At 39.9% G+C, this 26,147-nt stretch carries 27 protein-coding genes; 16 read left to right on the top strand and 11 right to left on the bottom strand.

What is annotated here, in order from left to right; translation table 11 throughout:
* Positions 1–18: 18 nt before the first annotated feature.
* The 3 genes from ACVHUV_RS06555 to ACVHUV_RS06565 all read right to left on the bottom strand — a co-directional run bounded on the left by ACVHUV_RS06555 (position 19) and on the right by ACVHUV_RS06565 (position 2,408).
* Positions 19–1,137, bottom strand: coding sequence for a M20 metallopeptidase family protein (locus tag ACVHUV_RS06555; protein ID WP_462086495.1), 1,119 nt, complete (start codon positions 1,135–1,137; stop codon positions 19–21).
* 144 nt (positions 1,138–1,281) lie between these two features.
* Positions 1,282–1,929: a GntR family transcriptional regulator gene (locus ACVHUV_RS06560; protein WP_317945571.1), complete on the bottom strand. Its 648-nt coding sequence runs from the start codon at positions 1,927–1,929 to the stop codon at positions 1,282–1,284.
* Between the two features lie 107 nt (positions 1,930–2,036).
* Positions 2,037–2,408: a VOC family protein gene (locus tag ACVHUV_RS06565; protein ID WP_462086496.1), complete on the bottom strand. Its 372-nt coding sequence runs from the start codon at positions 2,406–2,408 to the stop codon at positions 2,037–2,039.
* A 164-nt stretch (positions 2,409–2,572) separates the two neighbouring features.
* Between ACVHUV_RS06565 and ACVHUV_RS06570 the strand changes: the two genes are divergently transcribed.
* Positions 2,573–3,397: a hypothetical protein gene (locus tag ACVHUV_RS06570; RefSeq protein WP_462086497.1), complete on the top strand. Its 825-nt coding sequence runs from the start codon at positions 2,573–2,575 to the stop codon at positions 3,395–3,397.
* Positions 3,398–3,467: 70 nt separating this feature from the next.
* Positions 3,468–3,863 (top strand): VOC family protein, encoded by a 396-nt coding sequence (locus ACVHUV_RS06575; RefSeq protein ID WP_317945567.1) that lies wholly within the window; start codon positions 3,468–3,470, stop codon positions 3,861–3,863.
* Positions 3,864–3,931: 68 nt separating this feature from the next.
* Here the strand turns inward: ACVHUV_RS06575 and ACVHUV_RS06580 are convergent, their stop codons facing one another.
* Both ACVHUV_RS06580 and ACVHUV_RS06585 read right to left on the bottom strand, forming a co-directional pair.
* On the bottom strand, positions 3,932–4,606 hold the full coding sequence (locus ACVHUV_RS06580) for an ABC transporter ATP-binding protein (protein WP_462086498.1): 675 nt from the start codon (positions 4,604–4,606) through the stop codon (positions 3,932–3,934).
* A 1-nt stretch (position 4,607) separates the two neighbouring features.
* Positions 4,608–5,639, bottom strand: coding sequence for an ABC transporter permease (locus ACVHUV_RS06585; RefSeq protein ID WP_462086499.1), 1,032 nt, complete (start codon positions 5,637–5,639; stop codon positions 4,608–4,610).
* 328 nt (positions 5,640–5,967) lie between these two features.
* On the opposite strand from ACVHUV_RS06585, the gene ACVHUV_RS06590 reads away from it, so the two are divergent.
* The 9 genes from ACVHUV_RS06590 (at position 5,968) to nagB (ending at position 14,224) form a co-directional block, all read left to right on the top strand.
* Entirely contained in the window at positions 5,968–6,996 is a 1,029-nt protein-coding gene (locus tag ACVHUV_RS06590) for a sialic acid TRAP transporter substrate-binding protein SiaP (RefSeq protein WP_462086500.1), read from the top strand.
* Positions 6,997–7,013: 17 nt separating this feature from the next.
* The gene (locus tag ACVHUV_RS06595) at positions 7,014–7,481 is read left to right on the top strand and encodes a TRAP transporter small permease (protein ID WP_462086501.1); all 468 of its coding nucleotides are present in this window, start codon (positions 7,014–7,016) and stop codon (positions 7,479–7,481) included.
* A complete protein-coding gene (locus tag ACVHUV_RS06600) occupies positions 7,482–8,762 on the top strand; it encodes a TRAP transporter large permease (RefSeq protein WP_317945559.1) in 1,281 nt (426 codons plus the stop codon).
* 25 nt (positions 8,763–8,787) lie between these two features.
* Positions 8,788–9,690, top strand: a complete 903-nt coding sequence (locus ACVHUV_RS06605) for an ROK family protein (protein ID WP_462086502.1) — start codon at positions 8,788–8,790, stop codon at positions 9,688–9,690.
* 15 nt (positions 9,691–9,705) lie between these two features.
* Positions 9,706–10,554 carry a MurR/RpiR family transcriptional regulator gene (locus ACVHUV_RS06610; protein ID WP_462086503.1) on the top strand — a complete coding sequence of 283 codons (849 nt, stop codon included), beginning with the start codon at positions 9,706–9,708 and terminating at the stop codon, positions 10,552–10,554.
* Positions 10,555–10,592: 38 nt separating this feature from the next.
* Positions 10,593–11,297: an N-acetylmannosamine-6-phosphate 2-epimerase gene (locus ACVHUV_RS06615; RefSeq protein WP_462086504.1), complete on the top strand. Its 705-nt coding sequence runs from the start codon at positions 10,593–10,595 to the stop codon at positions 11,295–11,297.
* A 13-nt stretch (positions 11,298–11,310) separates the two neighbouring features.
* Positions 11,311–12,177 (top strand): N-acetylneuraminate lyase, encoded by an 867-nt coding sequence (locus ACVHUV_RS06620; protein ID WP_462086505.1) that lies wholly within the window; start codon positions 11,311–11,313, stop codon positions 12,175–12,177.
* Between the two features lie 135 nt (positions 12,178–12,312).
* A complete protein-coding gene (gene nagA, locus ACVHUV_RS06625) occupies positions 12,313–13,521 on the top strand; it encodes an N-acetylglucosamine-6-phosphate deacetylase (RefSeq protein ID WP_462086506.1) in 1,209 nt (402 codons plus the stop codon).
* On the top strand, positions 13,508–14,224 hold the full coding sequence (nagB, locus tag ACVHUV_RS06630; protein WP_462086507.1) for a glucosamine-6-phosphate deaminase: 717 nt from the start codon (positions 13,508–13,510) through the stop codon (positions 14,222–14,224). The genes nagA and nagB overlap by 14 nt, the downstream gene beginning before the upstream one ends.
* 37 nt (positions 14,225–14,261) lie before the next feature.
* Here nagB and ACVHUV_RS06635 read toward each other — a convergent pair whose 3' ends face one another.
* The 5 genes from ACVHUV_RS06635 to ACVHUV_RS06655 all read right to left on the bottom strand — a co-directional run bounded on the left by ACVHUV_RS06635 (position 14,262) and on the right by ACVHUV_RS06655 (position 17,720).
* Positions 14,262–15,599 (bottom strand): MATE family efflux transporter, encoded by a 1,338-nt coding sequence (locus ACVHUV_RS06635; protein WP_462086508.1) that lies wholly within the window; start codon positions 15,597–15,599, stop codon positions 14,262–14,264.
* Positions 15,596–16,063 carry a GNAT family N-acetyltransferase gene (locus ACVHUV_RS06640; RefSeq protein ID WP_462086509.1) on the bottom strand — a complete coding sequence of 156 codons (468 nt, stop codon included), beginning with the start codon at positions 16,061–16,063 and terminating at the stop codon, positions 15,596–15,598. The genes ACVHUV_RS06635 and ACVHUV_RS06640 overlap by 4 nt, the downstream gene beginning before the upstream one ends.
* 103 nt (positions 16,064–16,166) lie before the next feature.
* Positions 16,167–16,724, bottom strand: coding sequence for a TetR/AcrR family transcriptional regulator (locus ACVHUV_RS06645; protein ID WP_462086510.1), 558 nt, complete (start codon positions 16,722–16,724; stop codon positions 16,167–16,169).
* Positions 16,725–16,943: 219 nt separating this feature from the next.
* Entirely contained in the window at positions 16,944–17,261 is a 318-nt protein-coding gene (locus tag ACVHUV_RS06650; RefSeq protein ID WP_371390583.1) for a general stress protein, read from the bottom strand.
* A gap of 276 nt (positions 17,262–17,537) precedes the next feature.
* Positions 17,538–17,720 carry a small, acid-soluble spore protein tlp gene (locus ACVHUV_RS06655; RefSeq protein ID WP_317945540.1) on the bottom strand — a complete coding sequence of 61 codons (183 nt, stop codon included), beginning with the start codon at positions 17,718–17,720 and terminating at the stop codon, positions 17,538–17,540.
* A 182-nt stretch (positions 17,721–17,902) separates the two neighbouring features.
* Between ACVHUV_RS06655 and ACVHUV_RS06660 the strand changes: the two genes are divergently transcribed.
* Together ACVHUV_RS06660 and ACVHUV_RS06665 are read left to right on the top strand one after the other, a co-directional pair.
* Positions 17,903–19,441 (top strand): DEAD/DEAH box helicase, encoded by a 1,539-nt coding sequence (locus ACVHUV_RS06660; RefSeq protein ID WP_371390653.1) that lies wholly within the window; start codon positions 17,903–17,905, stop codon positions 19,439–19,441.
* A gap of 14 nt (positions 19,442–19,455) precedes the next feature.
* Positions 19,456–20,253: a YqhG family protein gene (locus ACVHUV_RS06665; RefSeq protein ID WP_462086511.1), complete on the top strand. Its 798-nt coding sequence runs from the start codon at positions 19,456–19,458 to the stop codon at positions 20,251–20,253.
* A 137-nt stretch (positions 20,254–20,390) separates the two neighbouring features.
* Here the strand turns inward: ACVHUV_RS06665 and ACVHUV_RS06670 are convergent, their stop codons facing one another.
* Positions 20,391–21,311: an S-layer homology domain-containing protein gene (locus ACVHUV_RS06670; RefSeq protein WP_462086512.1), complete on the bottom strand. Its 921-nt coding sequence runs from the start codon at positions 21,309–21,311 to the stop codon at positions 20,391–20,393.
* A 515-nt stretch (positions 21,312–21,826) separates the two neighbouring features.
* Between ACVHUV_RS06670 and ACVHUV_RS06675 the strand changes: the two genes are divergently transcribed.
* From ACVHUV_RS06675 to ACVHUV_RS06685, 3 genes are all read left to right on the top strand, one after another.
* Positions 21,827–22,171 (top strand): thioredoxin family protein, encoded by a 345-nt coding sequence (locus ACVHUV_RS06675; RefSeq protein WP_371390586.1) that lies wholly within the window; start codon positions 21,827–21,829, stop codon positions 22,169–22,171.
* Between the two features lie 137 nt (positions 22,172–22,308).
* Entirely contained in the window at positions 22,309–24,078 is a 1,770-nt protein-coding gene (locus tag ACVHUV_RS06680; protein WP_462086513.1) for an ABC transporter ATP-binding protein, read from the top strand.
* Between the two features lie 27 nt (positions 24,079–24,105).
* Positions 24,106–25,851, top strand: coding sequence for an ABC transporter ATP-binding protein (locus tag ACVHUV_RS06685; RefSeq protein WP_462086514.1), 1,746 nt, complete (start codon positions 24,106–24,108; stop codon positions 25,849–25,851).
* The last annotated feature ends 296 nt before the right edge of the window (positions 25,852–26,147 follow it).

Genomic DNA, 26,147 nt, shown 5'->3' on the forward strand with positions numbered 1-26,147 from the left:
TTCGTATTGGTTGATCCCTTACATTTCTGCTAATCCTTTAAAAAGTTCAACACCTGATTCAATTAGTTCATCACGGAAATCATACTCGCTTGTATGGACATTCGGGTACTCTTCTCCGTTTCCGATGAAGCAATAGGCACCTTTTGTTAATTTCGTAAAGTGGCCAAAGTCTTCCGATCCGCGGAAAGCTTCTTGTAGTTCCACAACATCCATCCCTTTGTTAGTCGCCACGGTGCGAATTTTGTCTGCACTTTCTTTATGGTTAACTGTTTCTGGGAATTCATCGTTATAGTCGAACCGTACAGTAAGACCAAATTCTTCTGCTTGTGTTTTTGCAAAGTTTTCCAAGTTGTCTTGTAGTCGGTCTAATTCCTTCTCGTAAAGCGCACGAATCGTCATGCGAAGTGCACCTTTAGAAGCGGAGAGTCCAAAAGCAGGTTCACCAACGTCAATTTGAACAACTGTACAGAGCACAAGGCCTTCATTGTTTGCCGGTGAAATGAACGAAGGGATTTCTCGAACAATATTGGCAATAGCAAGAGAAGGATTTACTCCATGTTCAGGTTGGCTGGCATGTGCTGGAGAACCTTCCATATGGATTGTCATTCCTTTAGATGCACACAATGCTGTGCCGTCAATAATAGCAACTGATTTGTAAGGAAGCCCACTCATATTATGATAAGCAAAAATTTCATCGATGCTATGTTCATGAATGAAATCTACACACTGGATTGCGCCATCTCCTGTTTCTTCTGCAGGTTGGAAGAGGCAAAAGATATTTTTGTCTGCTCCGTTTTGGTCGACTTCAAGTGCAAACGCTGCCAAAGTTGCAGAGTGTCCATCATGTCCACATTTATGCGCTTTTCCCGGGAATTTAGAAGCCCAAGGGAGATCAATCACTTCGTCCATTGGAAGCGCATCAAAATCCGCGCGAAATGCGATATTCGGCTTGTTTTCACCTGCACGGTAAATCGTGTAAAACCAATTTCCTCTGTCGACGATCTCAAGGTTTGATGTATGCGTTTTCAAAAAGTCTATTAAATACTGTTTGGTCCATACTTCTTCGTTAGAAAGTTCAGGGTGCTGATGCAAGTCGTGACGTAAACGTTGTGCTAATTCATAATTTTGACAATTCAAGATAGAGAACCTCCATACAATCCAAATCATTTTGTATCGCATAATAATACTTACTTTTAAATATATTGTATATTGTACATTATATTTGATTGATTTCAATAAAAAAATTCTGTTCAGAACAGAATTTTTTGGTGATTGCCTATTTTATAAAGGTAAAAGTGCCGCTTTTTCAGGATTCCAATGTACTTCTTTCATAAACACTTCCAACTCTGATGTCTTACCCGTGCGAAACAATTCTAACATGTGGCGATGTTCATTGTTCGTTTCAGTTAGTTTAATTGCAGTCCACTCATGGTCTTCCATCCACTCAAAGTTTTTCAAGAATTTCTTTTCTAATTTCAGTAATAGATTTACGAGACTCTGATTGGGACAGAGAGATAAATACACATGATGAAAGGCCTCCTGCATTTTGTGATACATTGCAAAGTTGCCTGTGTTAATTGCTAAATCAATGCTTTCAATATAAAATTCCATCTCTTTCAGGTGCTTCTCCTTTAGCAATGGGGTTGAAAGGGAAGCAGCCAATCCATCTAATGCACCAATAATAAAATACGTTTCCATTGCTTCTTCTTTCGAAAGACTTTTAATAAAAAAACCTTTTCTCGGAACATTCTCTAGCAAACCTTCCGAGGCAAGTTGTATGAGTGCTTCTCTCACAGGTGTCCTACTGACATTCAGAGCCTCACTCACGACGTTCTCATTAATTTTCTTGTTAGACTGCAGCGTACCACTGTTTATTTGCTCCACAATGTAATTGTATACATGATCCGTCAACGAAAGATAAGTCGTCATACAAATACTCCCATCTCTTTTTCTCCATTATATATAATATATTTTAAAACTACAACGGTGCCAGTCCCCGACACAATTCTGAATTGTGTCGGGGACTGGTACCCGTTTTATCGATGTTGGTCGACGAGTATGGGGTTTCCGTCTGGGTCTTCAATCATGAAGTGTGCAGGGCCGGAAGTGGATTCGTCGGCTTCTGCGATGAAGGTAATGCCTTTAGATTTAAGATCATTTTGTAATGCTCTTATGTCTGTAAACGTATCAAGATTTTCTGCATTTTCATTCCAACCTGGATTGAAGGTGAGCATATTCTTTTCAAACATTCCTTGAAACAAACCAATGATGCAACTGCCGTTCTTTAAGATAATCCAACCACCTGTAGCGTCTCCGCCCATAGCTTGAAATCCTAATTTTTCGTAAAAAACGATTGATCTGTTGAGGTCTTTTACAGTTAAACTAATTGAAAATGCACCAAGTTCCATGGATGTCACTCCTTTTTATTTGATAATTAAATCATTTCTTTTTTTAGTATACAAAAGTCTTTACTAGCAATCCAGATATACTAATTTGTTTTATCAAAGCATAGAAGGATTTTGAAGAACGGTTGGAGAATTGTATTGTAGACGGGAAGAGGGGGATATGGAAGATGCTTGCGGATGAATATGGTGCTCTAAAAATTCCTGAAGATGTAGTAAAACTAGTGCGTTTGGAAAAAGAATTGCGAAAGAAGAATATGACATTAGATTTAATTGGTTTGATCCCAATCGAGACGCAATATGCGTATGCAATTACACCGATTGACGTTATTCCATTTGCCAATACAGGTGGGGATGGCATACATTTTGGCTTTCTAACTGACTTTGGAAGGATTTCCAATTTAGCAGAAGCACCAATCGTATGCGTCACGCCTACTGATGATTCACCCATTCGATTAATGGCGCGTTCGCTGGATGAATTTTTACAAATGGCGACTTCTGTTCCGCATGTAGAACTACTTGAACGTTTTTGGCCAGGTACAGATGAAGAAAAAATCACAAACGAGATGGAAGAGTTTCTTACTGATGAATTTGATCGAGTACGGGAACCGATAAGAAGTCGGTTAAGAGAGACGTTTCAAAAGGAAGCTGTCGACGTTGCGTCATGCATTAGACAAGCAATGGACGAGCGGCAACAAGCAATTGCATTGCCAACTATAGATGGGTTAGGCGTTGTTGCTTATCAGGATGAAGTAGCAGAAAAGCGCTACACGTTCAATCCGAACCGGAGTCAAGATGAGCAGGAACTTGCAAGCATGCGGGCTTTTCTTGAAGGTGCCAATGTGACAGAAAAACTAGCTTTCGTCCGTGATGCTTCTTATTGGTATATCCTCGCACCAGATTATGACGATAAAATCTTACAACTCATCCGTGAAATACTGCACACACTGCAACTGGAAGATGAACTCAAAAGAATCGAGTTCAGAAATAATTGAGTGCCAGTCCCCGGCACAATTCAGAATTGTGTTGGGGACTGGCACCTAAAAAACAAGGGAGGCGTAGAAAATAGGTAGAGTCATTCATTTTGAAATCCATGTTTCGGACATGGAGCGTGCAAAAGCTTTTTATGGAGAAGTCTTTGGGTGGGAATTTCAAGACTGGAGCGATTACGCAGGAATGCCGTATTTCGGTGTTGTCACAGGCGACGATAGTGAACCGGGCATAAATGGGGCATTGATGCTTCGATTAAGCGGGGAGCCAGATTTGAGTAATGGATTCCATGCTTACGCCTGTACAATAGGAATCGATCACTATGATGAGACAGAAGAAAAAATTCTCCAAAATGGCGGGAAAGTGGCGAAACCGAAAGGGGCATTGCCTGGTATGGCGTGGCAAGGCTATTATGTAGACACGGAAGGCAATATTTTCGGTATCCATCAACCTGACGAAAACGCTAAATAAGCAAACAGAAAAAAGGTGCCAGTCCCCCGAACAATTCGGAATTGTTTTGGGGACTGGCACCACATTTATTATTCGATTTTGCCGTCGCGCATTGTGATCATGCGGTTTGCGTATGGGAGCATTTCGTCATCGTGTGTGACCATGAGTGTTGTTAAGCCGAGTGATGTAGTGAGTTGCTTGATTAGCTCCATCACTTCTTTTTTACGCTTCGTATCTAAGCTTGCAGTCGGTTCATCGGCAAATAAGATTTTCGGTTTGTGGATGAAGGCACGTGCGATGGCAACGCGTTGTTTTTCCCCACCGGATAACGAAGGGGGATAGGCGTCTTTTCGATGCTCCATGCCAACGAGTTTAAGAATGTTAACAATCTCTTCCTTTTGTTGTTTTCTCTCCATCTTCATTTCAGATACGTCGAGCATCAGTTCCAATTGTTCTTCGACAGTCAAGAAAGGCACGAGGTGTGATGCTTGAAAGACGAAACCGAATTCGCTGGACCGTATTTTACGGATGTCCTCTTGGCTCATCGTTGTCAAATCTTTGCCTTCAAACAAAATTTGGCCGCCTGACGCTTTTTGCAAGCCAGCTGCAATTGTCAAAATCGTGGACTTGCCAGAACCAGAAGGACCGACAAGAGCTGTAATTTCACCTTCCTGCAATGCTAAACTGACCCCTTTTAAAACTTTCTCTTCAATTTCACCGTTTGGAAAGGACTTCGTAACGTCTTCAATTTTGAATGCTGACATTTTACATCTCTCCTTGTTGAATCGCTTGAAGTGGTTCGATCTTTTTAATTTGCAAGCCTGATATTGTCGCGCCTATGAACCCGACAACTAAAAATACAGCTGACAAGATGAGTATGGTGTCCACAGTCAACGCAAAAGGCATTCCTTCCGGCGCTAACAAATTGAATCCTTGGCTGAAAACAATGGAAAGTAGCAATGCAACGGCTGTAATCGCAAGCATTTGATACCAGATCATTTGAAACAGTGAGATGGTTTTCATGCCGATTGCTTTTAGAATCCCGTATAAGCCAATCTTCTGGACATTCATCATATAGAAGAAAATTGCAAAGAGCATTCCGCTAATGATGACAAGAAACCAAATAATCATGTTCAATGACATTTGCTCTGCGTTATAGCTTGGAATCGTGTTCAAGAACCCTTTATTCGTAAATGAATCAAGGCCATTAATTACTGGTGCATCTTGACCGGGAATAAACAACGTCTGCATTTCCATGACACGATACATTTCTTGATAGTTTGTCATATGAATATAAGCGACAGGGGCATGACTATATTTCTTTTGATCGACAAACCTAGCAACAGTAAATGAGCCGTTAAATTGATTATTCGTCAATACATCTCCAACATGAATACCTTCTTTTTCAAGTGAGCGATCGAGGACAATTTCTCCGTCTTTCACGCCCTCAAACAAATCCGAATCAGTCGATGTAACGAAAGCAACACTATGTTGTTTATCTTCCGCATCGTTGACAAATCCCATTTGAATGGAAAATGCAGTCGCCTCTGGATGTTCTTTAAGTACGTTTGCCTGCACGTCTTCATCAATTTTAGATAAATTATACGTACCATCGGCAGCTTCATCTAAGTAAAAGTGGCCGCTCGGTAGGTCTTTAATGAGCGCTGCGTTGTCTTGCGATAGCCCGTTCGCAAGTCCTGAGATGATGAATGTTAAAAAACTTACTAAGAAAATAATTGAGCCGAGAATAAGGAATTTTGATTTACTTTTTTTCATTTCCTTCCAAGCTAACTTCATGAACATCGCCTCCGTAATCTTTTGTTGTCTTTATAGTAATCCTCCAACATGAACGGAGAATGAACAGCAGGTTACAGATCAAAAAGGTGCCAGTCCCCAAAACAATTCGGAATTGTTTTGGGGACTGGCACCGTTCTTTTTGAAAGTTAAACGTCATAAATTAAAATAATATTGACAGTAAACTATCAGTTTAGTAGAATCAGATTAATGAAATTTGAAAACGTTTTCAATGGAGGGAGATGACGAGGCGAGCTACTTGTTTCATTCGTAAGACAGACTAGTTGTTTCACGTAACAAACAATACATGTAAAGGTGAGGGGAAGAGAAGATGAAAAAGGGACTTGCAAAATTTGGGGCATCACTCGTACTGCTGTTAGGACTCGCTGCTTGTTCGGATGAAGGGGATTCGGGTAGCACAAGTAAAGGGGATGCCAAGGAATCTTATGAATTGAAGTTTGGAATGGTAGCAGGCAATCAGCAAAATGAGTACAAAGCTGCTGAAAAATTAGCAGAGTATGTTGACAAAGAAAGTGATGGACGTTTGACGATTAAGTTGTTCCCGAATTCTCAGTTAGGGGATGATCGAGCGATGCTGGAGCAAGTTCAAGCAGGTAGCCTGGATCTTACTTTTGCTGAAACTGGACGATTCGGAACTTGGGTACCACGCGCGTCGTTAATGAATTTACCGTATATTGTTGATGATTTTGACCATGCACTTCAAGCAGTTTATGAAACAGAGTACGGAAAAGATTTGCATGAAGAACTCCTTACAAATTACAACTGGAAAATTATGAAGACTGCATATAATGGAACGCGTCAAACGACTTCCAACCGTGCAATTGAATCGTTGGAAGATATGAAAGGGCTAAAATTGCGCGTGCCTGAAGTGGATACATTGCTGGACTATGCGAAATACACGGGAGCCTCTCCAACGCCAATGGCTTTCACGGAAGTGTATTTAGCTTTACAAACGAATGCGGTAGATGCACAGGAAAATCCTTTATCTACAATTAACGCCCAGAAGTTCTACGAAGTGCAGGAATATTTAGCGTTGACGAACCATGTAGTGAACGATGCAAACTATGTGATGAGCAATAAAAAATGGGAAAGTCTACCGGAAGACTTACAAAGCATTTTAGAAAAAGGCATTGAAGAAGCAGCGGAATATCACACAAGCCTTTTCATGGATGAAGAAGAAACATTGGTCTCGAAGTTTGAAGATGCAGGCGTTACTGTAACGAAACCGGATTTAGAGCCATTCAAAAAAGCTGTTGCAGAAGCATACCCGAATTACTTAAAAGCCATCGGTGATGAGGGAGAACAGTACTTACAACAAATCCAAGATGCAAATAAATAAAAAATTAGGTGAAAAGAATGAAAAAGTTTATGCGTAACTTGGAAGAGATCGTTGGCGGAATTCTTTTCATCATTATGTTAGTCGTTTTGGCATTACAAATCTTCTCTCGTCAAGTAGTAGACAACCCACTAACTTGGTCAGAAGGACTTGCAAAATTTATCTTTGTGTATGTCGGTTACTTATCCGTTTCCATTGGTATTAAAGAAAATGGTCATGTGTTCATTGATTATTTTGTGAAGAAATTCCCAAAACGTATCCAAACGATTATTAACTATTTATTTCAAGCGACCATTGCGATTGTCATAATCGCAATGGGCTACATCGGATACGAAATGGCAATGCGTAAAGTACCTGTCCAAATCGTTTCGCTCGGTATATCCTATGCGTACATGTATATGGCATTACCGCTATTGTCCGTCCTGATGTTATATCGTTTACTTGAACGGAATATCCAAGAAATTAGAAACAAAAACGAGGTGAAGTAAGTGAGTGTATTATTCATATTCATTGGCTGGCTCCTCCTATTGTTTTTAGGAATGCCGGTAGGTTTCACACTAATCGTTGCTGCACTCGCTTATTTCGTCGTCACGGATTGGTCGTTAGTATTCTTTTCTGGAGCTAGACTTATTGACAGTATCGATAGTTTTGCGTTATTAGCGGTTCCGTTTTTTATCCTAACAGGTACACTAATGAATTCTTCAGGCATTACACAACGCATTTTTGCTTTTGCAAAATCCCTCGTTGGCCATTTTACCGGTGGACTTGGGCATGTAAACATCTTAGCAAGTTTGATGTTTTCAGGAATGTCTGGTTCGGCGTTAGCGGACGCTGGAGGATTAGGTCAATTAGAAATCAAGTCGATGAGAGATGAGAAATACGATGATGACTATTCCGGTGGTTTGACAGCAGCTTCAGCCATTATCGGACCGATTATTCCACCGAGTATCCCGCTAATTATTTATGGGGTTATTTCCGATCAATCCATTACAAAGTTGTTTTTAGCAGGTGTTTTGCCCGGACTGCTCATGACATTTTCGTTGATGGTTGTTGCGTATACCTTTGCAAAAAAGAGAGGCTATGCAAAAGCGCCTAAAGCGACAGCGAAAGAAAGATGGTTTTATTTTAAACGGGCCATTTGGGCGTTGCTGACACCAGTTATTATTATTGGTGGTATTTTTTCAGGGCAATTCACACCGACTGAAGCAGCAGTTATTGCGACATTGTATGCAATGTTCTTAGGGTTTTTTGTGTATAAAGAACTGACATTAAAGAAGTTCTTCCTTAACGTAGTAGATTCCATGAAGCTAACAGGTGTTGCCGTATTAATGATTATAGGTGTTGAATTTTTTGGCCAAATGATTGTGCATGAACAAGTGGCAATAACGGTTGCAAATTTCTTCTTATCTATATCGGACAATCCGCTCATGCTTTTGTTGCTCATTAATCTGTTGCTAATCTTTTTAGGGATGTTCATCGAATCGTTAGCATTATTAATCTTGCTCGTCCCTATATTAATACCCGTCATACTGACAGCGGGTATTGATCCAATCCATTTTGGCATTATCGTCATCTTAAACTTAATGATCGGCATCCTAACCCCTCCGATGGGGATGGCTCTGTTTGTGGTTTCGAGAGTAGGAAACATACCCGTTTCGGTCATTACGCGTGGTGTAATTCCGTTTATCGTTCCATTACTAGTCTGTTTGGTACTCATTACACTGTTTCCGCAAATCGTTCTATTTCTACCAAACTTACTGAGTAAATAAAGGAAACATGTAGAGGAGAAGTTATATGCTGATAGCTGTTTTCGATATTGGAGGCACATCAATAAAATATGGTGTAGTAGATGAACAGGGGGAAATCCTATTTTCCTCCTCTTTACATACACATGCTCATTTAGGCGGCTTACAAGTTGTTCGAAATGTCATCGCGACTGCTAAAGAGCTACAGAAGGATTGGCCGATTGTTGGTGTATCTGTCAGTACTGCTGGACAAGTCGATGACCGAGGCAGGGTAATTTATGCCTCCGATAATATACCAGCGTACACAGGTTTACACGTGCAAGAAATGATTGCCGAACACTTGAATTTGCCAGTAGTTGTTGAAAACGATGCAAATTGTGCAGCGATTGGAGAGCATTGGAAAGGAGCCGCTCAAGGGATTGATAATTTTATTTGCATCACGTTAGGTACTGGTATTGGCGGAGCGATTTCATTAAACGGTAAAGTCTATACAGGAAGTGCATACTCTGCTGGTGAAATTGGACACATGAACCTCTATCCAAATGGCAAGCCCTGTTCTTGTGGAATGAATGGATGCTATGAACAATATGCTTCGAGTCGGGCACTACAAATGCTTGTATCTGATAGGTTGAATGAACCTCTCTCCTTAACGGAATTTTTTCAAAGGGTTCATGCAAAAGATGCACAAAGTTTACAAGTATATGAGAGATGGTTAGACGATCTGACCATCGGTTTGAAATCAATTATTCACTTTTTAGATCCACAGTTGGTCGTTATCGGCGGTGGCATCTCTGAACAAGGGGATCGTTTTCTAGAAGCGATTAAGGATGCACTTTATCCTAAACTCATGATGAGTCATGCGAGGAATGTACAGATAAAGCTTGCAGAACAAGGAAATCGTGCCCAGTTATTAGGGGCGGCACAAAATTTCTTTCAGTTCAAATTCGAATGAGGGGGAGTATTGAACATGTCTACAAGTTATTTTGAGAATGGAAATGCACGCAAACCTTCTATTCTGATGGAACAATATAAACCTACTTTTACGAAGTCTGAATTGAAGATTTATGACTATATACAAGAGCATCCCGATCAAGTTCTTTATTGCTCATTGACGGAGTTATCAGAGGCGTGTGAAGTGGCAGAGGCGACAATTTTACGATTCTTTCGCAAGCTGCAGTTAAAAGGGTTTCAGGAGTTTAAATTACTGTTTGCACAAGAAGTGTCTTCCGCTTCTCAAGACAACAGTGGAGATACGTATATTGGTAAGATTAAAAACAGTGCAATCCAAGCAATTTCCGATTCATCAGAGATTGTAAGTAAAAAATCGTTAGATGAAGCGATTGAACGGATTGCAAGTTCAAATGATGTTGTGTTGTTTGGTATTGGTTCTTCGGGCATTGCTGGCTTGGACATGCACAATCGTCTAATGCGTATTGGGAAAAATGTTGAGGTCATTACGGATTCTCATTTCCAAGTGATGCGTGCAGCTTCGATGACCAACAATACGGTTGTTGTGGCAATTAGTTTGACAGGGAGTACAAAAGATATCGTAGATGCAGTAAGAGCAGCAAAAGAAAATGGCGCGACAATTATTGCATTGACAAGTTATGCAAAATCACCGCTAACAAAATTTGCAGATGTCGTACTGTTATCTTCCGCAAAGGAAAGTCCGTTAGATAGCGGGTCGCTCGTATCGAAAATATCGCAGTTATACCTAATTGACCTTGTATGTACAGGATTGGCAATGAAAAATGTGGAAGAAGCAAAATCAATTAAGATGAAGATTTCAGAAAATACCTCCAGCAAACTGTATTAACAAATGGAGTGAAATATTCGTTGTAAGGGAGTTAGCAGATGGACAATTACAAACTGATAGAAGAACTTAGAGGAGGCCTGGTTGTTTCTTGTCAAGCTTTAGCAGACGAGCCGTTACACAGTTCATTTATCATGTCCAAAATGGCTCTTGCAGCAAAACGTGGTGGGGCTGTTGGTATAAGGGCAAATGGATTTGAAGATATTACTGCCATTCGACAAGAAGTTGAACTTCCGGTCATTGGAATCGTGAAAAAGGATTACCCGGATAGTCCAATCTATATTACTGCCACGATGAAGGAAGTGCAAGAAGTTGTTGAGGCAGGTGCAGAGATTGTTGCAATTGACGGAACAAATCGGGAAAGACCAAATGGCCAATCGCTTGAAGAATTCTATGTGGACATTAGAAATACGTATCCTGACGTGTTGATCATGGCGGACATATCTACATTTGAAGAAGGAAAAAAAGCAAGTGAACTAGGGGTTGATTTGATTGCTACGACACTTTGTGGCTACACCGATTACACGAAAAACGTCGCCTTGCCAAATACTGAACTAGTTAAGTCCCTAAGTGATCAATTGCCTACACCCGTTATGGCAGAAGGTGGATATTGGACGCTTGAGGATGTTGAACAAGCAATGATGGCAGGTGCACACGGTTGTATTATTGGATCGGCCATTACGCGACCAATGGAGATTACAAAACGTTTTGTCGGAAAAATAGCAGAACTGAAATTAATGGAGTAGGGGGAGAGGCATCTTGAAGGGTTTATTTACTGCACTAATGGTATCTTACGACCAAGATGGCAACATTAACGAAAAAGGGTTACGTGAAATCATCCGCTATAATGTGGATGTCAATAAAGTTGACGGATTGTATGTTAACGGGAGTACCGGAGAAAATTTCATGATCTCTACAGAAGAGAAAAAAGAGATTTTCCGAATCACAAAAGATGAAGTAAAGGATCAAGTGCAATTGATTGCCCAAGTAGGTTCAGTGAATGTAAAGGAAGCGATTGAACTTGCAAAATATGCAACCGATTTAGGGTATGATGCGCTGTCGGCTGTTACGCCGTTTTACTATAAATTTGATTTTGAAGAGATTAAACAATATTACAACAGTATTATCAATGCCGTTGATAATAAAATGATCATCTACTCCATCCCGTTTTTGACAGGCGTCAACATGAGTTTGAGTCAGTTTGAAGAACTATTTGAAAATGAAAAAATCATCGGTGTGAAATTTACAGCAGGCGACTTTTATTTATTGGAAAGAATGCGCAAGACATTCCCCGATAAACTGATTTATGCAGGTTTTGATGAAATGCTTTTATCTGCGACAGTCCTTGGTGTAGACGGAGCGATCGGAAGCACATTCAATGTGAATGGAAAGAGAGCTAGGCAAATTTTTGAACTTGCCCAGCAAGGGAAAATCGAGGAAGCGAGAGCAATTCAACATGTTACAAATGACTTGATAACAGCTGTTCTAGACAACGGGTTGTATCAGACATTAAAAGAAATCTTAAAAGATAAAGGTGTGGACGCTGGGTATTGCCGTCAACCGATGAAAGAGTTATCGAGCGAAAAAATAGCTGTTGCGAAAGAGATTTCCAATCAATTTTTATAAGAATCGTTGAAGGTGTAATGTGAGTCAGCTGAATCCGTTAACATTTGCACGAGTAGAGTTTATCCAGACACAGGTCATTGTCCATTTGACGACTGTGTTTTTTTGTAGACTGTGAGATGAGAAAGGATAGAAAAGATGACTGTAAAAGACAATAAGATCTTGTTGAAGGGTGCGCAGCTATATGTAAACGGAGAATTTGAAGCAAATGGCTACGTAAAGGTTGAAGGGGATAAAATTGTTGATTTAGGTATATGGGATGAAAGTTTTCACGATAACCGTTACCAAGTGTTTGAACTTATGTCGAATGATAAAATTATACCTGGATTTATAGATATTCATATTCACGGTGCGGCAGATGCAGATACAATGGATGCCACGGTAGAAGCGTTAGAAACGATTGCAAATGTACTACCGTCAGAAGGAACGACAAGCTTTTTGGCGACAACAATCACTTCATCAAACGAACATATTGAAAAAGCGTTGGTCAATGTAAAGGATTTTATAGAGGGTACTCAACGAGAAGGTCAAGCTGAAATAGTAGGTATACATTTGGAAGGTCCATTCATTAATCCTGAACGAGCTGGAGCCCAACCGCTGGAACACATACGCCCTCATGATTGGCATCAACTGAAGGAGTGGTTATCGCTTGCCGGTGGTCATATTAAACAAGTGACATTAGCACCCGAACAAACAGGTGGGCTGCCTGTCGTAGAGCTATTAACTCGCCACGGTGTGAACACTTCCATCGGTCATTCGGATGCAACTTATGAAGAAGTTCGTGCTGCTGTGGAGGTAGGTGCGACATGTGTAACACATCTCTTTAACCAAATGAGGGGACTGCATCATCGGGAACCCGGAACAGTTGGAGCAGCATTCTTATTCGATGAAATGCGAGCGGAAATCATCGTAGATGGTATTCATGTAAGACCTGAAATGGTGCAACTCACTTTCAAACAGAAAGGGAAAGAAGGGCTAATCTTAATAACGGATGCGATGCGTGCAAAATATTTAGGGGATGGCGTATACGACTTGGGCGGACAGCAAGTAACAGTGACTGGTGAAACAGCTATGTTAGAAGATGGTGCGTTAGCAGGAAGTGTACTCAAAATGGTGAACGCTGTGAAGAATATGATGACGTATACAGGTTGTAGCTTAGCGGATGCTATTATGATGGCTTCAGAAAACCCTGCGAGACAAGTGAATGTTTTTGATCGAAAAGGAAGCCTTGCGATTGGGAAGGATGCAGATATTGTCATACTAAATGAAAGCAATCAGGTAGTTATGACGTTTTGTCGGGGACTGCTTGCTTATACTGCAAAAGGAGAGTGCCATGAAAATCATTGAGCTAGAAACATACGAAGAAATGAGTCAATTGGCAGCGCAAATCATTATTCAAAAGGTACGAGAGCATCCTACTACAGTGCTCGGACTTGCGACGGGAAGTACACCAAGTGGATTATACGAAAAGCTCGTTCAAGATCATGTTCATAACAGGACTTCTTATAAGGAAGTGACCACATTTAATTTGGATGAATACATCGGCTTAGCTGAGACGCATGAACAAAGCTACCACACATATATGGACAAAAACTTGTTTAGTAAGATCAATCTACGAAAAGAACAAACACATATCCCAAAAGGAGATGCCGTTGATCATCTTATAGAAGCTCAAAAATACGAAGAACGCATACAACAAGCTGGGGGTATTGATTTGCAAGTTCTTGGGATAGGGAAAAATGGGCATATTGGTTTTAATGAGCCTGGAACTTCTTTTTCTTCCAGAACACATGTTGTTGACTTGACCCCATCGACAAGGGAAGCCAATCAACTTTTCTTCAATTCACTTGACGAAGTTCCAAAAAAGGCGATATCAATGGGCATTGGAACCATTATGGAAAGCAAGGAAATCCTCTTGCTTATCTCAGGTCCATCCAAAAACGATGCATACAAACGTCTCTTACACGGTGCAATCGACGAACAATTTCCAGCATCCATCCTTAAAAACCACCCTAAAGTTACGATAATACGGTGCCAGTCCCTGAAATAATTCTGAATTGTTTTGGGGACTGGCACCTTAAAATTAGTTATTTCTTCCTGCCTGTGGTCATTTGATAGATGAATACGCTCGTAAAAACGAGGAATTCTGATGCAGGGATAGCCAGCCATATGCCGTTGAGTCCAAAGAGGGGCGGCAATATGAGAAGGAAGATGAGCATTACGATGATTTCTCGTGATGCGGTCATCATAGTTGCAATACGGACATTGCCGACGGATTGGTAATAAGTCATCATAACGAAGTTTGTGCCCGTAAATAGATAGGCAATGAAAAATAATTGGATGCCCGTGACAGCAAGCGAAGTGACTGCTTCAGGGAAGTCACCAAAAATCGAAACGATTGGTTCTGCGGCAAATTGACCAATAGAGAAAAATACAATGCCTGCAACAATGACAGTTGCTGTAGCATAGAGGACTGTCGAACGCATTCGTTTGACGTTTTCAGCTCCATGGTAATAACTGATGAGCGGCTGAATTGCTCCGCCCATTCCAAGAAAGAGCATGAGCATGACGCCGTGAACATAGTTCAATATGGAGAAGGCGGCGACACCTTCTGTTCCGGCCGCCCGTTCAAAGGCGATATTATGAGAAATGGTGAAAACCGAAATGCCGACTTCGGCTAGAAAGCTTGGAAAACCAATTACGATAATAGCTACAAATAGCTTTTTATTGAACGCACATCGTACGAGTTTCAAGTTATTCGATTTTCTGAAAAATTGCGTAGCCAAAACGAGCATTCCTAAAAACGATGCAAGAATTGTTGCAAATGCAGCTCCACTGACACCAAAATCGAATACATATAAAAAGATGTAATTCAGCACGATGTTGACGACAGAAGTGACGACTAACCCTGTCATGGCCAGAGTTGGTGCACCATCGTTTCTGATGAACACGCTAAAAGTGTTTTCAACCGTGAATATAAAACCGAACAGCAAAATGACGTGTAAATAATCGGCGACATACGGAAGCGTTGAAGCATTTGCCCCAAGTGCAAATGCAAGGGGATTTCGGAAAGTAAATGCTAACAACCCAATAACAATTGTAAAGACAAAAATGGAGAGCAGAGCATGTGTAAAGACAATACGGCTTTCTCGAATTTTCTTTTCACCCATTGCATGAGAATATTTTGTCGCAGCGCCAATCCCAATCCATAACGAAATGGCAAAAAAGAGCGTGTAGACGGGAGATGCGATACCTACACCTGCAAGTGCTTCTGCACCTAATCGATTCCCAACCATAATGCCATCCGCGACAATATTCGCCGCCATTAACGCCATTCCAATCATGGAAGGAATTAAATAGCGTAAAAATATCCGACCAACTGGTTCAGTATCCAGTCGATTCAGTTTGTTTGAGGTCGTGCTCATGTTGTCGTGCTCCTTTGTATGACTAGTTCCATGATGAGACAAGGGAATTCCCCGACATCGTCAATTTTTCCGTTTAACGTAAAGCCTAGTTGCTCATATACATGTTTCGCCTTTTCGTTTCCAGGAGAGACGCTAAGAAAAATCACTTCTGGTTGATAACTTCTTTTCATTTCCTCAAGAAGAAGCATAAGGAATCGTTTTGCATAGCCTTGACCTTGGCACGACTGGTCAATCATGAAACGGTCTAACCATACCTCACCATTTACCCGATCCCTTCCATGCATTGCATACCCAACAAGTTTTTGACCATCATATAAGCCGACAGACTGCCATTCCGGTTCAAATTTTGATTGTGCCAATGAAAACAAATTGCTTTCAATAAAATCTTTCTGATTGTCATTCACTGATAAGGAAGCGATTTGCATCCAATTTTCAGCGGTAACCTCGCATATGCGGAGGTCCATAATTCCATCTCACTTTCTATATAATGTTGAAACGATAAAACTAATTTTGTTTTATTGGTTTCCTATGGCGGCAAAAAAAACCGCTCATTTCGTCGGTCTTTTACTACACGTTCTTTCTAATGATACCGTTTAGCAGCACATCCACTATAGCATCCAAAGCTTCTGAAACGGTAATACGATTTTCAAAGAAAAATTGTCGGTCAAGCGTCGAATTCGTTGCGTCAATGATCAACTTCATGAGGAGAGGCACATTTTGGTCGACAATTTCTCCTTGTCGAATGCCTTCTTCAATTAACTCCCGCAATGCATCCCATTCATTAATTGCGGTATGGACGCGTTGCCATTGGGCAGGATGTGACTTTTTCATTTGCTCAAGAATTTGCCAATTGTAAAAGTCATTGTATTTTGGAACAACTGTAATGGCGCATTTTATCTTTTCAATGAGCGTCAAGTGGGGGTCCTGAACGATTGCAGCTGTTTTCTCGTCAAATTCCTGTAGTGTTGAATCAATGATCGCGTCAAGAATTTCAGTTTTAGACGAAAAATGCTCGTATAATGTCCGTTTACTAATCCCGAGCCGTTTTGCCAAATCATCCATTGTGAACTTCATGCTTTTCTCATGAATTTCCTCCAGGAAAGCTTTCATAATTCGAGCTTTCATGTATCCTCCTCCTATGCAATAAAACTAAATAAACAGTTTTGGTTTTCAAAGTATAATTGTAGTATAATGATTTTCTTGTTGAAATGCAATTGGTATCACTTAGTACAAAAATTCACAAGTGGCTAACAATAGACTAAAAAGAGACAGGTGAAAGCTACAATACTGTCGCTTTTACCTGTCTCCAATATTCAGTTTAGTAGGGGGATTAGCTAAACTGTTTTAGGAATTTCTGTTAGAGTTGTTGTTATTGGAATTATAGTTATTGTTCTGTTCCGCGCGAGCTTCTCCGCCTTTTTGACCAATCTCTTCATAGAACGAACGATCATGGTTTTGGGCAGTTGCCTCGCCACCTTTTTTACCGATTTCTTCGTAAAAACTACTGTCATGATTTTGTGCAGTTGCTTCTCCGCCTTTGCGGCCGATCTCTTCGTAAAATCCGCGATCATGGTTTTGAGCTGTTACTTCTCCACCTTTGCGACCTGCTTCTTCAAGGGACATTTTGCTACGGTTGTTTTGATTGTTGTTGTTTTGTGCCATAATACAAATCTCTCCTTGTTTAGTAGTTTTGATCTTACATCCACTGTATAGCCGCTAGACATTTTTTAAAACATCTATAAATATTTATTTTCATCAAAGATAATTAAAAACGTTGATTTAATAGTGTTTAGCGGTTTGAAAATATTTTTTAATTCCTATTTAAGGAATAAATATAATTCATAAATACATAATTATTCTCAATATTTTTATTAATTTAAGTAAAAAAACCTTCCATTTCTACATAATGGAAGGTGTGAATTCACTGTTGCAACTTACCTAATATTTACCGAAGTTCTTCATTGCTTCTTCTCTACGCTCGTTCTTTTCTTGAATCGCAGCAAGCTCAGCACCTTCTGCGTATTTCATCGCCTCTTCCGCTTTCCGCTTATTATCAATGGTTTTCTTCAACCGTTCCACGTCATTTGCGGAGTCGTCGGGTGTCGGTAAAATTCTAGACAATGTTTTGCGCCACCTTTCTACTGTAATGGGTACACGTTGTAGTGTGTGCGAGTGGTAGGTAATTACTTATGCATAAATACAACAATTTCTTATAGCGATTTTAAAAATAAAACATAGGAACAGTATTTGTGGACATTCTAAGTGAAATCGTTAGTGGACAAATGATAACAATTGCTGAGGGGATGTTTATGTTAATTGTACGATCGTCTGAATGGAAAGATCAGTTTAGTGAACGGTTGGTGAATGGAGCAAAATCAGATAGCTGGACCCTATACAAAATGGCATATAATGTTGTTAAAACATCGCTAATAAAGGACTTTCATGGTTTGCAATGTCCAAAATTCTTGCCACATCTACAACCGTTTAAACATCAATTGGAAGTAGCTGAAACCGTTATCGAACGGATGAATGGAAAAGCGATTTTGGCAGATGAAGTCGGACTTGGGAAGACAATTGAAGCCGGTCTCATTTTAAAAGAGTACTTAGTGCGGGGACTTGTGAAAAAAGCACTTATATTAGCGCCTGCGTCACTTGTAAACCAATGGATTGATGAATTGAATCGGAAATTTCATATCCCAGCTATGCAATACAATAAAAAATATGACTTAAGCTTATGTGATATTGTTGTCACTAGTATTGATATGGCAAAAAGGAGTCCACATAAAGAAAAGATTTATGAACAAAACTTTGATTTAATCATTGTTGATGAAGCACATAAATTAAAAAATCATCAAACAAAGAATTATGAATTTGTTCAACAACTAAAGAAAAAGTTTTGCTTGCTATTAACAGCTACCCCTATTCAAAATGATGTGTTTGAACTGTTCTATTTAATCACGTTATTGAAACCTGGCCACCTGGGGAATTATGAAACATTTCGAACCGCTTTTTCAGCAAGCAAACATGATGTAGAGCATGAAGAGTTCTTAAAAGAATTGGTCAATCAGGTGATGGTGCGAAATACAAGAGAGGCAACAGGGATTGCGTGGCCAGACCGACATGTTGCCATTATTCCAATAACGTTTTCGGACATCGAAAAAGACATTTACAGTATGATTACGCACTTAAAGACGAATTCATCTTTGTTCTCTGACGCCTTTTCAATTATTACACTCCAACGAGAAATGTGTAGTAGTAAGGAAGCCGTTCAATACACGTTAATGAAAATGCGTGAAAAATGTACACGCCATGAAGACTTGCAAGCAATCGATCAAATTGTTGAAAAGCTAGCAGCTCTTCAATTACATGCGAAAGCAGAAAAGACGTTTGAACTCATTCAACAAGCAAATGATAAAGTGATCATTTTTACTGAATACCGAGCGACGCAAAATTTCTTGCAAGCTTATTTATATGAAAAAGGGATTACGAGTGTTTTATTCAACGGGAAGTTCAGTAAAAGTAAACGGGACTGGATGAAACAGCTGTTTCAACAGAATGCCCAAGTGTTGATTGCTACGGAATCAGGAAGTGAAGGCATCAACTTGCAATTTTGCCGATACGTCATTAACTACGACTTGCCGTGGAATCCGATGAAATTGGAACAACGTATTGGCCGTGTTCATCGGTTGGGACAGGCGAATGATGTCCATATTTATAACTTAGCAATTCAGGATACAATTGATGATCATATTGTAGACTTATTGCATACGAAAATTGACGTGTTCGAAAAAGTTGTAGGAGAATTAGATGCAATTCTTACTTCATACAAACTATCCATTTGAAACGGAGGCTCTCCATGTACCCTCAGCAAATCCATGCATACTTGCATCGATTTTTCCAAGAAAACCAATGTGTGATTACCGAGGATGCGGGGAATTTTATGCGTGTTCAATTGACAATTGAAATGGATAAAAAAATGATGAATCGTCCATTTTACTGGCAATATGTTGAGACAACGGGTGCAGTCCCTTGTCCAGCACAACTCACATTTATTACGGATACGACAAATGTACGTGAAGATGTACGAGGGGAAGTTGTTCATTTCGGTTCCTATCGGCTCAATCAAGTATTCAATGTGACTAAGCAGCAAGGTTCGATTGTACATCTCTTTGAGAAAGTTCGGGTTAACGACAGGACAAAAACAATTTTAACACCATGGCTAGGCGTGAATTTTAAAGTTACATACGCCAGCGACCAAACGAAAGAAACCCTTTTTTCGTTAGGAATGAACTTAATGACAGGACAAATAATTGATGGTTTTCAAGAAAGTGTAGAGAACAGGGAATTCGATGTAGAAATGTCTGCGCATACATTCAACTTGCCGTATACGATTAAGCCACTTCGTGCATTAGGCCGTCTCGAAGGAATGATTATTGATTTAATCAAGCAGGATGATCATCAATGGATTGACGAAGCAACTAATCGTTGGAAGAAGGATCAACGGGTGCTTGAGTATTTTTATGAAGGTGTAGAACATCGCCCTGAAAGCTACGAAGTAGAGAAAAAAGCAATGGAGGAGCAATATAGTCCGAAAATAGTAATTGAAATTATAAATGGCGGGCTCTTTTATGTGACAGCTATTCATGCTAACTAACGGTTAATTTATGAAAGGTGATGAAAATTTGTGAGGCGATGTACATTGGCGTTCAAATCGTACATCTTGTCATGAATTTCATGACCGAAAACAAGAAAACTCATCCCCTAGATCTTTCGGAGGATGAGTTTCATTTTTTATTCAGTTTCTACTGGTTGCATAGCTGGTGTTGTAAAGTCAAAATCGATTTCATTTATTCCATCAATTTCAATTTTGCCTTTTTTCCCTTCCAAAGAACTGTTAACAGAAAATTCAATCGTCAATGTAATACGATCTGCAGATAGAGAGCTATCAACTTTTTCTAATTCCTTTACTGAACCATCTTTAAAATACGCTTCGATGTAGAACATATCAGCAATGTCAGCAGCAGTTAATTCTTTAGGTGCCGCTTCTTCCATTTTAATCTCTAAAGTTGTTGGACTCAAAATAGTTGCTGATTCAGCAAATGGCAAATAGATGGAAAACAAGATGGTGTTGTAAAGAAGGTTAGCGAACTCACCACGTTTGATATTATCATTCGTACCAAATGTAGTTGGCGTCTTCCCGTTTGTGATTCCTGTACCATATAAAGCTTCAATATGAGGTGTGAATACCCCTACTGCATCTGTAAAAGGTGTTGTTTCAGCATAATTTTCTAAACCGAATCCAAGGTTCAAGAATTTGGCCATCGCTCCACGGCTTAGTAGAAGATCCGGACGGAACTCGTCTTTCGTAACTCCAGAAATAATTTTTGCTTCTGTTAGTGCGTTTACTGCACCTTTGACACGTGAGTTTAAATCTTTAAAACCAGCGGAAGGTGCATTTTCCACATCTAGTCCAAGCACGTTTGCTAAGATGACCGCAGCATCTCCTCTAGTTAGGTTTAAATCTGTACCAAACGAAGTAGTTGTTTTCCCTTTGATTAAATCAAATTCAAATAAGAAACTTACGGCCTCATCATAATTTGAATTTACATCGGTAAATTGGTGTTCCGCGGCTGATGCGGAGGGGGCAATGGCAGATAAAGCCAAAATTGCTACTAAGCTAGTAACAAAAAACTTCTTAAAACTCTTAAACATTTACTTTTCCTCCTGTTACTAATCAAACTTATAATTTAGTACATCTCAATTTACCACGAATGTTTTTTTGAAAATACAAGTAAAAAGTGGGAAAAAATAAGGTGGAGAAGTATGGGAAAGTCGCTACCGTATGTAGATAGTGGCCTTATTTGCATTTTGGTATTTTTGCTCCAATTTCTATGTACTTGCCCTAAAAAGGACATGCTATTGGTTGGCTTGATGACTGAAATGGAGAAGCGGTCCAAGATTTCTATGTTGCGAAATGAGACGAGAAAGAGAAAACTGTTAAAGAGTGTAACGTTGCGATGCGCCTGCATTATGTAGTGAAGTAAAGAATTTTTTCATACGCCTTTTATTCAAATTGCAATAAACATAAAAATGTACCGTATGTGCACAAGATTGGATGATATGTGCAACTGCTATTGTAGAATCGCCTAATTGCCTATAATCTAAAAATTAGTACATCGACATATGAAATTGAGCGAATGTAAGTCATTACTAAATGGAGGGTCCTCATGACAGTGTTTACAAATGTGACACCTGAGAACTTTGAAAAAGAGGTACTTCAGTGCGATTTGCCTGTTGTTCTACTCTTCTCAATTGACGACTGTGAACCTTGGACGGTCATGGAGCCAGTTTGTTTGAAATTGGCCGAGGAGTATAAGGGAAAAATCGCCTTTAAAAACTATCATGTAGAGATAGAAGATGTGTTTAGTGGAACGAACGAGCTATTAAAAAAATATGATGTCATCGGATTTCCGACGACCATGCTATTTGTTCCAGGCAAACCGCCAATCGCAAGTTTAGGGAACATGGATCGCGAATTATTCGTCGCATTCATTTCAAAAATTGAATGCTAGCTTAGCAAGGAAGGGACTCGTGCTCCCCTTTACGAGTTCTTTCCAGTTCTTTATCTAATAAATTAACAGAAAAGTAAAATAAGTAGATGTGGCAAAACGTTTTTATACATAGGAATGTACTTTAAGGAGGGACCGAAATGGTATCGAAATCTGATAAAACAGATGCAATCTTTGCGAAAGGTCAAGATGAAGAACGCGGAATTTGGAAATCTTATTTTAAACTAATCTTTAAAGCGAAAATTCCATGGGTATGGATGCTAATCGTCATTGCCGTTTGGATCGGGCAAGCACAACTAACGCTTATGCTACCAGGGTATTCATCAAAAATAATGACTGGGGTTATTGAACCTGATGTAGTGTATGGGGCAGTAGCAGTTATCGTATTAGGGACGATCATGGGGGGAGTCGTCCGGTATATGAATAACTTGCTGAACTTCAAAATTGACGTCCGTTACCGTTCGTTAATTTGGAGACGTCTCATGAAATCCCCAATGGGCATGTTCGACAATGTAAAACCAACTGAGATGATTAGCCGGATCACAACAGATTCAGCGACAATCAGTTCAGTGCTTGGCACATGGTTGCCGTCCACTTTGGCAACCGTTTACACGACAGTTGGTGTCATTGCAGTTTTGTTTACATATGATTGGCGATTGTCCGTTGCAGTTTTACTTTACATACCGATTAATATCCTGTTTACGGTTTATTACGGAAAGTGGAGCTATCGCGTCAATCGAATGACATTTAACAGACTTTCGAAGCTAACATCGTTTTTATCAGAATTGCTAATGAGTGTACCGTTAATTAAAACATTTGTCACAGAATCAAAAGAGGATTTGCGTGGACAACAAAATTTACAGTATTACTATAAAGCAAACTTAAAACGCTCAATTGTCAATTGGATTGAAAACCCGGTAAATGGAGTTTTAGGGATTCTTCAAAACTTAATTGTGATTGGCTATGGTGTCTATCTACTAAAAGCTGGCATGATTGAAATGACAGAATGGGTTGGATTTTTCTTGTATGTCGGCATGCTTTCCGGAACGATTGGTGTCTACTTCATGGTGTATATTGAACTGAAAAATAGCCAAGGGGCTACGACACGAATTGCACAACTTATGGATAATGAGCTGGAAGAGTACGACCATGGTATTCCAACGGATAAGCTTACAGGTGATATCACATTTACTGACGTCGCGTTTGGCTATGGGGAAAAAGAGGTTTTTACTGAACTGAATTTTACCATTCCTAAAGGTAAAAAGACGGCAATTGTTGGACCGAGTGGTAGTGGTAAATCAACAGTGTTGGCATTGTTGCAACAATTTTACTCCCCTCAAAAAGGTTCCATACAAGTTGGTGAAACGCCTGTTTCAGAATACACACTTCATAGCTGGCGTAATCTGTTTTCTGTTGTTGACCAAGACAGTTCGATGATTTCAGGAACTGTGCGAGAAAATATGTTGTATGGTGTCAAACGTAAAGTGAGCGACAAAGAAATTGTTGAAGCGGCTGAGAAAGCAAATGCCCTGCAATTCATTGAAGAATTGGAGTTTGGTTTTGATACGTATGTAGGAGAAGCGGGTTCCAACTTGTCTGGAGGACAACGGCAACGAATCGCGATTGCGAGAGCATTTTTGCGGGATGCTGAAATTCTTCTATTGGATGAAGCGACCGCGAGTTTAGATAGTAAAGCAGAAAAATTCGTACAAGAAGCGATTGATAAATTAGCGTCGCAATGCACTGCTGTTATCATTTCGCATGATTTGTCCAATGTAAAAGATGCTGATCAAATCATTCTCATTAATGAAGGAAAAGTAGATGGAACAGGAACGCATGAACAACTTTTGCAAACGAATGAGCTGTATCAAGAATTTGTCCGCTTGCATCAAAAGCCATCTGCGCAATAATCATGTAAACGAGAAGGAGGAAATTTCATGGACGAACAGAATCAGCGCGGATGGAAACCGTTTTTTAGACTTGTTAAAAAGTCGAAATTGCCATGGGGACTCTATATTATCGGTTTAGTCATCGGGTTTGGAGGAGCAGGAATTGGCCTCATCCTACCTCAATACACAATGGAAATTATCGATGGAAACATCTTTGATAATAAAATTGTAACGACTTATATCCTAATTGGGGTAGCGGGTGTTATCCTCGCAGCAGGATCGGCATTGATGGGTGCGATAGCAGGACCAATCGCTAAAAGAAATATCCAGAAAACCGTTTGGACAAAGCTCATGCATATGACAATACCTCGTTATCATAAACAACCGTCACAACAATTAATTAGTCGAATTACCGTTGACCCGGGGTATATAGATGTTGTGGTTCGTAACTTGAAAACGGCGATTCTCGCGACATTTACATTGATTTCATCAATTGTCATTATGTATAACATGAACGTTAAATTGACGCTAGCTCTACTTCCTGTTATCCCATATATGTTAATTGTTACTGCTGTCGTCGGGCATTACACGCAAAAAACGCAACTCGGTGTGCAAGCAAGATTCGCAGGAATTACAGCATTTTTTGCGGAAAGACTACAAAGAATGCGTCTTGTGAAATCATTCGGAAAAGAAGAGGAAGAAATTGAGCAAGGCGAAGAAGTTTTATTAAAACATTATACAGCGGAAAAGAAACGAGCAATTGTCGACTTGTTTGCAGAACCGCTCATGCAAAGCACGCAAGCAATTGTTGTCGGAACCGTTTTAATTTACGGAGGAATACTCGTACAAAACGGTGAATTACGCGTAAGTAGTTTAATTGGCTTTTATATGTATGTAAATTTCATTCATAACAACGTTTTAAAATACGGGATTTTGTGGCAATCACTTAAACAAGCAAGAGGGGCCACAGAAAACATTGCTCACATTGTAGAAGGTGAAGACGAAGAGCTGAAAAGGCAACAGTCAATGGCAAATGATGTACACAATGATCTGAGTCTGCAAAATGTCTCTTTCGGTTACAGTGAGCGAACAATCCTGAACAACTTGAATGTAACCATTCCGGCAGGTAAAGTGACTGCATTAGTGGGGCCGAGTGGATGTGGGAAGTCGACAATTCTTAATTTACTGGAGCGCTTTTATGAGCCGCGTGTGGGTCGGATTATGATAGGCAATACGCCAGCGGAGAACATTCACGTAGATGAGTGGCGTGAAGCGATTGCTTATGTCTCTCAAGCAAGTCCATTGTTGTCTGGGACGATACGAGACAATATCACGTATGGTTTGCCATTTGAAGCAAGTGAGGAAGATATCCGTCAAGCAGCCGTTCAAGCAAACGCATTAGATTTCATCGAACAGTTTCCAGATGGATTTGAAACAGAAGTCGGGGAATTTGGCACGAAACTTTCAGGTGGCCAAAGACAACGGATTGCCATTGCACGCGCGTTCATCAAAAATGCACCCATTCTTTTACTTGATGAAGCAACAGCTAGCTTGGACGCGCGTTCAGAACATGCAGTCGTGAAGGCATTAAAACAATTAATGAAAGATCGAACGACTGTCATCGTTGCCCATGACATGGATCTCATTAAGGATGCAGATCAGATAATTGTTATTGATCGAGGGGCTGTATCTGATGCCGGTACGCATAAAGAGCTCTATAAGCATAATGAATTGTACAAACAGTTAGTAGAAATCCAAGATGAAAAAGAGAGTAGGCTATCTGTGCAATTTTAAAGGCGAAGATAAGTCTTCAATGGGAATCATGTACGTTGTGATTAATTGAATACAGGATGTTGGAAAAGCTATACAAATTCAAGGAATGAACACTTGGTTTGTATGGTTTTTTCTTGAGGCAGACGAGTACTTAATCAGTCGTCTTTCGAGTAATCAAGTCTTCAAGTCTTCAATCTGTTTTTAATGCCTATTAGCTAAATCACTAAATAGTGTATGATATGATGTAAAGATGATTAATTTCCGATTCATCGCAATCGTTCTATTTTCACTCGGATTAGGAATCTAATAAAACTTGT

This window comes from Sporosarcina saromensis, assembly GCF_054901285.1.

Coding starts and splice junctions, on each gene's coding strand:
- ACVHUV_RS06685 (WP_462086514.1), top strand. CDS start 24,106: ATGGACGAACAGAATCAGCGCGGATGGAAACCGTTTTTTAGACTTGTT.
- ACVHUV_RS06670 (WP_462086512.1), bottom strand. CDS start 21,311: ATGTTTAAGAGTTTTAAGAAGTTTTTTGTTACTAGCTTAGTAGCAATT.
- ACVHUV_RS06675 (WP_371390586.1), top strand. CDS start 21,827: ATGACAGTGTTTACAAATGTGACACCTGAGAACTTTGAAAAAGAGGTA.
- ACVHUV_RS06680 (WP_462086513.1), top strand. CDS start 22,309: ATGGTATCGAAATCTGATAAAACAGATGCAATCTTTGCGAAAGGTCAA.
- ACVHUV_RS06580 (WP_462086498.1), bottom strand. CDS start 4,606: ATGTCAGCATTCAAAATTGAAGACGTTACGAAGTCCTTTCCAAACGGT.
- ACVHUV_RS06570 (WP_462086497.1), top strand. CDS start 2,573: ATGCTTGCGGATGAATATGGTGCTCTAAAAATTCCTGAAGATGTAGTA.
- ACVHUV_RS06665 (WP_462086511.1), top strand. CDS start 19,456: ATGTACCCTCAGCAAATCCATGCATACTTGCATCGATTTTTCCAAGAA.
- ACVHUV_RS06565 (WP_462086496.1), bottom strand. CDS start 2,408: ATGGAACTTGGTGCATTTTCAATTAGTTTAACTGTAAAAGACCTCAAC.
- nagA (WP_462086506.1), top strand. CDS start 12,313: ATGACTGTAAAAGACAATAAGATCTTGTTGAAGGGTGCGCAGCTATAT.
- ACVHUV_RS06590 (WP_462086500.1), top strand. CDS start 5,968: ATGAAAAAGGGACTTGCAAAATTTGGGGCATCACTCGTACTGCTGTTA.
- ACVHUV_RS06650 (WP_371390583.1), bottom strand. CDS start 17,261: ATGGCACAAAACAACAACAATCAAAACAACCGTAGCAAAATGTCCCTT.
- ACVHUV_RS06605 (WP_462086502.1), top strand. CDS start 8,788: ATGCTGATAGCTGTTTTCGATATTGGAGGCACATCAATAAAATATGGT.
- ACVHUV_RS06660 (WP_371390653.1), top strand. CDS start 17,903: ATGTTTATGTTAATTGTACGATCGTCTGAATGGAAAGATCAGTTTAGT.
- ACVHUV_RS06595 (WP_462086501.1), top strand. CDS start 7,014: ATGAAAAAGTTTATGCGTAACTTGGAAGAGATCGTTGGCGGAATTCTT.
- ACVHUV_RS06615 (WP_462086504.1), top strand. CDS start 10,593: ATGGACAATTACAAACTGATAGAAGAACTTAGAGGAGGCCTGGTTGTT.
- ACVHUV_RS06610 (WP_462086503.1), top strand. CDS start 9,706: ATGTCTACAAGTTATTTTGAGAATGGAAATGCACGCAAACCTTCTATT.
- ACVHUV_RS06585 (WP_462086499.1), bottom strand. CDS start 5,639: ATGAAGTTAGCTTGGAAGGAAATGAAAAAAAGTAAATCAAAATTCCTT.
- ACVHUV_RS06645 (WP_462086510.1), bottom strand. CDS start 16,724: ATGAAAGCTCGAATTATGAAAGCTTTCCTGGAGGAAATTCATGAGAAA.
- ACVHUV_RS06635 (WP_462086508.1), bottom strand. CDS start 15,599: ATGAGCACGACCTCAAACAAACTGAATCGACTGGATACTGAACCAGTT.
- nagB (WP_462086507.1), top strand. CDS start 13,508: ATGAAAATCATTGAGCTAGAAACATACGAAGAAATGAGTCAATTGGCA.
- ACVHUV_RS06560 (WP_317945571.1), bottom strand. CDS start 1,929: ATGACGACTTATCTTTCGTTGACGGATCATGTATACAATTACATTGTG.
- ACVHUV_RS06640 (WP_462086509.1), bottom strand. CDS start 16,063: ATGGACCTCCGCATATGCGAGGTTACCGCTGAAAATTGGATGCAAATC.